Source organism: Accumulibacter sp., assembly GCF_029255125.1.
Taxonomy (GTDB): domain Bacteria; phylum Pseudomonadota; class Gammaproteobacteria; order Burkholderiales; family Rhodocyclaceae; genus Accumulibacter.
The window spans coordinates 1-7,514 of the sequence record NZ_JAPUVR010000046.1 but is presented as its reverse complement, the minus strand read 5'-3'; the positions used below and the strand labels follow the sequence as shown (position 1 = coordinate 7,514).

5 protein-coding genes are annotated in these 7,514 nt (G+C 66.9%); 4 read left to right on the top strand and 1 reads right to left on the bottom strand.

Features of this window, described 5'->3' with window-relative positions:
• The 3 genes from Q1L59_RS02330 to Q1L59_RS02320 all read left to right on the top strand — a co-directional run.
• Positions 1–471 (top strand): peroxidase-related enzyme (locus Q1L59_RS02330; RefSeq protein ID WP_300327684.1); only part of this gene is annotated, 471 nt, incomplete at its 5' end.
• A gap of 120 nt (positions 472–591) precedes the next feature.
• Positions 592–1,425 (top strand): substrate-binding domain-containing protein, encoded by an 834-nt coding sequence (locus tag Q1L59_RS02325; RefSeq protein ID WP_300327683.1) that lies wholly within the window; start codon positions 592–594, stop codon positions 1,423–1,425.
• A gap of 22 nt (positions 1,426–1,447) precedes the next feature.
• On the top strand, positions 1,448–4,201 hold the full coding sequence (locus tag Q1L59_RS02320; RefSeq protein ID WP_300327682.1) for an ATP-binding protein: 2,754 nt from the start codon (positions 1,448–1,450) through the stop codon (positions 4,199–4,201).
• A 51-nt stretch (positions 4,202–4,252) separates the two neighbouring features.
• Here the strand turns inward: Q1L59_RS02320 and Q1L59_RS02315 are convergent, their stop codons facing one another.
• Positions 4,253–5,308 (bottom strand): NAD(P)-dependent alcohol dehydrogenase, encoded by a 1,056-nt coding sequence (locus tag Q1L59_RS02315; RefSeq protein ID WP_300327681.1) that lies wholly within the window; start codon positions 5,306–5,308, stop codon positions 4,253–4,255.
• Positions 5,309–5,744: 436 nt separating this feature from the next.
• Here Q1L59_RS02315 and Q1L59_RS02310 point away from each other — a divergent pair.
• Positions 5,745–7,514 (top strand): TonB-dependent receptor (locus Q1L59_RS02310; RefSeq protein WP_300327680.1); only part of this gene is annotated, 1,770 nt, incomplete at its 3' end.

Below are 7,514 nucleotides of genomic sequence, written 5' to 3'. Positions count from 1 at the left end.
GTCTTTCTGACGCTGGCGCATCGGCCGGACGAGTTTCGTGCCTTCTTTGCCTATCACGATGCACTGATGGAGAAGGAGAGCGGCCTGAGCAAGGCCGAGCGCGAGATGATCGTCGTCGCGACGAGCGGCGCCAATCAGTGCCAGTACTGCGTCGTCGCGCACGGCGCGATCCTGCGCGTGCGTGCGCGCAATGCGCTGATTGCCGATCAGGTTGCGGTGAACTACCGCAAGGCCGACCTGACGCCGCGCCAGCGGACGATGCTTGATTTCGCCCTGAAGGTCGCCTTGCGCTCGGCGGAAGTCGGCGAGGCTGACTTTGCTGCCTTGCGCGAGCGCGGCTTTTCCGAGGAGGACATCTGGGACATCGGCGCCGTCGCCGCCTTCTTCGCCATGTCGAACCGTCTGGCGAACATGACCTCGATGCGGCCGAACGATGAGTTCTTCCTGCTCGGCCGGCAGCCGCGCAGTTGAGTGGGCGACTAAAGTTTGCTGCGGTGCGGCCGATACTGGTCTGACCGGGGTCGCCTTGCGGGTCAGCTTCGCGCGCCGGTCCCGCGTCTCGCACCTGGGCTCTCGCCGGGAGATTTCGTCATGTTGAGCACTCTGCGTTGCTTGCCGCCGATCGGGCTGGCGTTGCTCGCCTTGCTGTTTGCCTGCCTGGCGCGCGCCGAGAATCTGGTGATTCCGGGTAGCGGCAACCCGGAACACGTTCTCGGACAACTCGCCAAGGCGTTCAACGAGCGGCAGAGCCAGCACCGGGTGATCGTTCCGCCTTCGACCGGAACCGCCGGTGCGGTGCGCGATGTCGGCGAGGGAATTTCCTCGCTCGGTCGCATCGGGCGTTCGCTGAAGGACGATGAGGCGCGCCAGGGTTTCGTGCATGTGCCGCTGGGGCGCGATCCGGTGGTCATCGTCGGCGGGGCGCAGGTCGGCGTGGGCAAGCTGACTTCGGCGCAGTTGCTCGACATCTACGGCGGGAAGATCCGCAACTGGAGCGAACTCGGCGGCCGCCCGGCGCCAATTCGCGTGCTCGGCCGGGAGAATTCGGACGCCAGCCGGCAGGCGCTGGGGCGCTCGATCAAGCCGTTCAAGGACCTGGTCTTCGATCCGGCGGTGAAGGTCGTTCATCTCGATCCACAACTGATCGAGTTGCTCGATCGTTATCCGACCAGCCTGGGTTTTCTCAACCGCTCGGCGCTTGGCGCGGCGCAGAGCAAGCTTGTCCATCTGGCGCTCGACGGCGTCGACCCGACACCGGAGAACGTCGAGCAGGGCCGTTATCCGGTCTGGGTCGAACTGGGTCTGATCCACAAGCCGAATGGCCTGACGCCGGCCGGCCGTGCCTTCCTGGATTTTGTCCGCTCGCCTGACGGCCTTGGCTTGCTGCGCCGGCACGGCATTCTGCCGGCTTCCGGCGCGCGCTGAACGCCGACGGCCAGGCCCCGCGGTGCGCCTGCGTTTCTCGATCACCGTCTCGTTGATTGCGCTTTTCGCCGTTCTCGCGGCGCTCGCGCAGTGGACGGCGCTGCTCGTTTCGCACCAGGCGCTGCAGGCGACGGTGCGCGCGCGCGAGATCGACAAGATGCTGACCGTCGGGCGTGTCGTCGAGGAACTCGTGGTCGAGCAGTCGCGGCGGGCGCGCCTGACCGCGCGCCTGACCGCACGGCGCAATAGCCTGGGGCGCAGCCTGGCGCAATCCGGCGAAGCGGCGGTCGAAACCGTGCGCGAGGTGCTCGACGAAGCGCTCGCGGCAAGCGCGGTCGCGCAGATGGAGATTGCCGACAGCCGGCAGCGGGTCGTCTATCGCGCGCACGAACGCGCGCGGAATGGCGATCTGTCCGAAGTCTGGGGTGTCTTCGAGGCGCTTGCCGGGCAGGGCCAGATGGCCAGCGCGATCGACAACGGCGTGGTCACCGTGCAGGCGATCGAGCCGGTCGACTGGAGGGGCAAGGTCGTCGGCGCGCTGGTCGCCGGCGTCCGCATCGATTCGTCGCTGCTCGCGAAGATCGGCGAAGACCTGGGTGCCGACCTCTTCCTGATTGCGCGCACCGGAGCCCTGCTCGCCAGTTCGCACAGCGTCCCCTACACGCTCGACCAGGCGGCGGTCCAGGAGGCGTTCACCCAGAAGATCCCGGTCTACCGGCACGAAATGCAGGCGCATCGGACGCTCGCCTACCTGCCGCTGACCATCGTCGACAACGCCTTCGTCATCGTCGCCGTGCTCGACAGCGAGCAGGCCTACGAAATGCTGGCGCGCGCCAACGAGCGCTCGCTGCTGATCACGCTGGGCATTCTGCTGGTCAGCGTGCTGCTCGGGATTGCCCTCGTGCGCTGGGTGCTACGCCCCTTGCGCGCGCTGCGCGAACGCGCCGAAGCGTCGGCCGTCGCGCTCACCGGTAGCGCGATCGAGAGCGGTTCGTCGAACGAAATCGCGGCCATCGTCAAGGTGCTGGAAACGCTGACCGATCGCCTGGTGCGGCGCAACCGGGAACTGGCCGAGGCGACGCAGGCCGCCGAGCATGCGAGCAAGGCGAAGTCGCAGTTCCTCTCCAATATGAGCCACGAGATTCGCACGCCGCTCAACGGCATCCTTGGCATGGCCGAAGTCCTCGCGCGTACGCCGCTCGCCGCCGAGCAGGCGCGCTACTTGCGGGCGATCACCAGCGCTGGTCAGTCGCTGCACGCGCTGCTCGGCGACATCCTCGATCTGGCCAAGATCGAGGCCGGCCGCATCGTCGTCGAGCAGATCGACTTCGATCTGATGACCGTGCTGGTGCCGATGGCCGATGCCTTTCGCGAGATTGCCTCGGTACATGGCAACGTGCTGAGCAGCGATCTGCGCATTCCGGCCAGCCTCGAGGTCAACGGCGATCCCACCCGGCTTCGCCAGGTGCTTTCCAATCTGCTCAGCAACGCGATCAAGTTCACCGAACACGGGCGCGTGCTGCTCGCCGCCGAGCGGCTGGCGGATCGTGACGGCGATTCCCGTCTCTGGCTGCGCTTCGTCGTGCGCGACAGCGGCATCGGGATTGCGCCCGAAGCGCTGGCCCGGCTGTTTCAGCCCTTCGTGCAAGCCGACCAATCGACCACGCGGCGTTACGGTGGCAGCGGCCTCGGGCTGGTCATCTGCCGCCACCTGGTCGAGCTGATGGGCGGCTCGATCAGCGTCGAGAGCACACCGGGTGCGGGTAGCACGTTTACCGTCGACCTGCCGTTTGCCGCGGCCTTGGCACCGGTGGCGAGCGACGGCGCCGGGGCGGGCAGCCGCCAGACGCTGCACGGAATGATTCTGGTCGCCGAGGACAACCCGGTCAATCAGTCGGTGATCGAGGCGATGCTCGGCGAGCTCGGGGTGACGGTGACGATCGTCGCCAACGGCGCAGCGGCCGTCGAGGCGCTGCCTGGCGGCGCCTTCGATCTGGTCCTGATGGACTGTCAGATGCCGGTGATGGACGGCTATGCGGCGACCGCGGCGATTCGCGCCGGCGCCGGCGCGCTGGCGCGCGTGCCGATCATCGCGTTGACCGCCAACGCGCTGCCGGAAGATCGCCAGCGCTGCCTCGCTGCCGGGATGGACGACTATCTGAGCAAGCCGATCCGGCTCGAGGCGCTGGCCGCGTGCTTGCGTCGCTGGTTGCCCGACGACGATAGCCGGGCGGCCGCGCTACCAGCGAGTGCGCTGCTGCCGGCTGCCCCGGTGCTGCCAGAGGTCGCGCCGGTGCCGGTCGGCGCGCCGTTGCGGGAAGGCGTGGCGCCGCTTGAGGCGGCTGCGCCCGGACCGCCAGCGACGCGTTCCGGCGCGCTGCTCGACCGCTCGGCGCTGATCGAAAACCCGGATTTCGCCGCCTCGCTGAACGGCGATCTGATTGCCCGCGTGATCGGGATCTACCTGCAGGAAACGCCTGAGTTGCTGGCGACGATCAGCAGCCGTCTGGCGGCCGACGCCTGGCCGGAAGTGACGCGCGCGGCGCATAGCCTGAAGTCATCGAGTGCGGCGATCGGACTGCCCAGCGTGGCGGCATTGGCGGCGCGTCTGGAAGGCCTCGCCCGGCGCGCCGAGCGTGCCGCCGTCGAGGCCGAGTTGCCCCGGCTGCAGGCCGAGTTCGCACGCGCGCTGCCCGAACTCGACGCCGAGCTGGCTCGCCTGTCGCACCCGGCAGCCGCTGCCGATCCGGCGCCGCGCGATCCGTCGGCGGAGTAGGCGCCGCCGTGGGTGGGCAGCGCCGCGCGGCGCGCCGGCGCAGGCGTCGCCTCAGGCGTCGCGCAGGCTGGCCATGTCGATCACGAAGCGGTATTTGACGTCGCTGTTGAGCATCCGGTCGTAGGCCGCATTGATGTAATCGATCGGAATCACTTCGATGTCGGAGACGATCCGGTGTTCGGAGCAGAAGTCGAGCATTTCCTGCGTTTCGCGGATGCCGCCGATCAGCGATCCGGCGATCCGGCGCCGCTTGAGGATCAGATTGAAGACATTGCTCGCCGGGTGCGGCGCGGCCGGTGCGCCGACCAGGGCGAGCGTGCCGTCGCGCTTGAGCAGGCTCAGGTAGGCGTCGAGATCGTGCGGGACGGCCACCGTGTCGAGAATGCAGTCGACACGGTTGGCGTAAGCCGCCATCTGCGCGTCGTCGGTGGATACGCAGACTTCGTCGGCACCCAGCCGTCTGCCATCAGCGATCTTGCCCGGCGAAGTGGTGAACAGGACGACCGTCGCGCCCAGCGCGTGCGCGATCTTGACGCCCATATGGCCAAGTCCACCCAGCCCGACGATGCCGACCGTCGTTCCTGGTCCGACGCGCCAGTGGCGCAGCGGGGAGTAGGTGGTGATGCCGGCGCAGAGCAGCGGCGCGACGCGCGCCAGGTCGTCGGCGGCGTGTCTGATCTGGAGGACGAAGGATTCTTTGACGACGATCGTCTGCGAGTAGCCGCCGTAGGTGTTTTCGCCGCCGAACACCGGGCCGTTGTAGGTTCCGGTGAAACCGTTCTCGCAGTACTGCTCTTCGCCTTCGGCGCACGAATGACAATGCCCGCAACTGTCGATCATGCAGCCGACGCCGGCCAGATCGCCGACCTTGAAGCGGCGCACCTGGCTGCCGACGGCGCACACGCGGCCGACGATTTCATGGCCGGGAACCGACGGGTAGAGGGTGTTCGGCCACTCGCCGCGCGCCGTGTGCAGGTCGGAATGGCAAACGCCGCAATAGAGAATCTCGATCTGTACGTCGTCGGCTGCCGGTGCGCGCCGGTAGAGCTCGAACGGGGCGAGGCCGCTCGTCTTGTTCTGCGCTGCGTACGCTTTGCTCCTGATCATCGGGGAATCCTTTCGCTTGCTGTGGGTGGCGCGCAGCGAAGGCGCCGGAAGTCGCCTGCCGGGGCGGGCGAGCGCCGTTCTGCGCGGGGGAATCTTAGCTTGCCGCGCCCGGCGAGGGGAAGCTTTGGCGCAGCGCTGATCGGCGACGCGCGTCAGCGGCAGCGCCGATCAGCGCGGTTTCGTGCGGCGATATGCCGATGTGCACTAAAGAGATCGCCATTTGCGCCGTCAACGATAAGGCTGGAGCGGGGCCGCTGGTAACGCCTGGGCGTTGCGCCGGGCATGCCTTCGCTTGGGCAGGCTTCGCTGCAAGCAGCGCAAGTGCGATCTTTTTTCTGCTGTGCCGCGCTCGAGCGCGTTCTACTTGCGCCGGGCCGCCACCGGCGAGGCGACGGCCTGCAGCAGGATTTGGCAATTTGCCAAGGGGGAAATGGTGATGGAGTGTTCTGCTCGTTTCATTTTCGGCAGGCGGCAAACCGCCGTGCTGTGTCTGCTCGTCGTCGGCCTGCTGCCGCTCGCCGGCCAGGCGGCGGATGACCCACTGTTCGATCTCGATCTGACCGAAGTGCTCAATCTGGAGATCACTTCGGTATCGAAGAAGCCGCAGACGGTTTCGCAGGCCGCCGCCGCGGTGTTCGTAATTACTGCCGATGACATCCGGCGTTCGGGTGCGACGACCATCCCCGATCTGTTGCGCATGGTGCCCGGCGTGCAGGTCGGGCAGATCAGTTCGAATACCTGGGCGGTCAGTTCGCGCGGAGTGGATGGGCGCTTCACGAACAAGTTGCTCGTTCTGATGGACGGACGCAGCGTCTACTCGCCGACCTTCTCCGGCGTCTACTGGGATGTGCAGGATGCCGTCATCGAGGATATCGAGCGCATCGAGGTCATCCGCGGGCCGGGCGCCACGCTTTGGGGAGCGAACGCGGTCAATGGCGTAATCAACATCATCACCCGATCGGCGGCCAGCACGCAGGGCGGCCTGCTCGCCGGTCGCGCTGGCGACGACGAGCGTGGTGGTGCCGTGCGTTACGGGGGCAGTTTCGGCGAACTTGGTCACTGGCGCGCCTACGCCAAAGGTTTCTCGCGCGATCCGGCCGTCGTCGAGGCGACCGGAAAGAGCGCCGGAGACTCGTGGCGCCAGGCACGCGCCGGTTTCCGCGCCGATCTGACGCCGACCACGCGCGACGCGGTGACGCTGCAAGGCGATTACTACCGCGGCCGTTCGGGTGAGTTGTCGAATCTGAACTTCGTCATTCCGCCGTACAACGCGATTGCTGAAACCGATCAGAAGCTCGCCGGCGGTAACCTGACGCTGCGCTGGCAGCGCGAGGTCTCGGCGAGCGACTCGTTTACGCTGCAGGCCTACGTCGATTACACGCGGCGCGACTGGCCGCTGCACTTCGACGAGCGACGGACGACGTATGACCTCGACTTTCAGTACCGCAGTCGACACTTTTCCGGGCACGATCTGGTCGCCGGTCTGGCGTATCGCTACAGCCGGGACGCGCTGCACCCGTCGTACCGGGGAGTTCCGGCGGCCAGCCTGGTTTATCCCGACGTGCAGCCAGCCTCGGCCGAGCGCCGGCTGCTCAGCGCGTTTCTCCAGGACGATATCGCGCTGGTTCCGGAAAAGCTGATCCTGACGCTTGGCGGCAAGTTCGAGAAGAACGACTATACCGGCGTCGAGTTCCAGCCGAACGCCCGCCTGCTGTGGACGCCGAGTGAAGGCACGTCGTTGTGGACCTCGGTGGCCAAGGCAGTGCGCACGCCCAGCCGCATCGACCGCGGTGGCTACGTCAACGTCCAGTTGCTGCCCCCGTCGATGACGTTGCCCCTGCCGGTGCTCGTCCAGGGCGCCGGGATCGTCGATTCGGAGTCGCTGATCGCCTACGAAGTGGGCGTCAAACAGCGTTTCAGCAAGACGCTGAGCGCCGATCTTTCGATTTATTACAACGAATACGACAAGTTGCGTTCCGGTCGCCTGATCGGCCTGCTGTGCATGCCGGCGCGTGCGCCGGTGCCTGGCTGCCTGCTGCAGCCCGGGCAGAGCTACCTCCTTCAGTCGTCACTCGTCGCCAACCTTACCCTTTCCCACAACCCGTCAGCAGACGGTAGCGCTATGGTTTGTTCCTGCAGGAAGAAGGGCACGATGTGCGTTGGCCAAGCTCAAGGCGCTTGCGGTGGGGGCGTGGCGAAGACGCGG

What these genes read in the sequence shown, in the direction of transcription:
- Q1L59_RS02325 (WP_300327683.1), top strand. Translation starts at nt 592, where the DNA reads ATGTTGAGCACTCTGCGTTGCTTGCCGCCGATCGGGCTGGCGTTGCTC.
- Q1L59_RS02315 (WP_300327681.1), bottom strand. Translation starts at nt 5,308, where the DNA reads ATGATCAGGAGCAAAGCGTACGCAGCGCAGAACAAGACGAGCGGCCTC.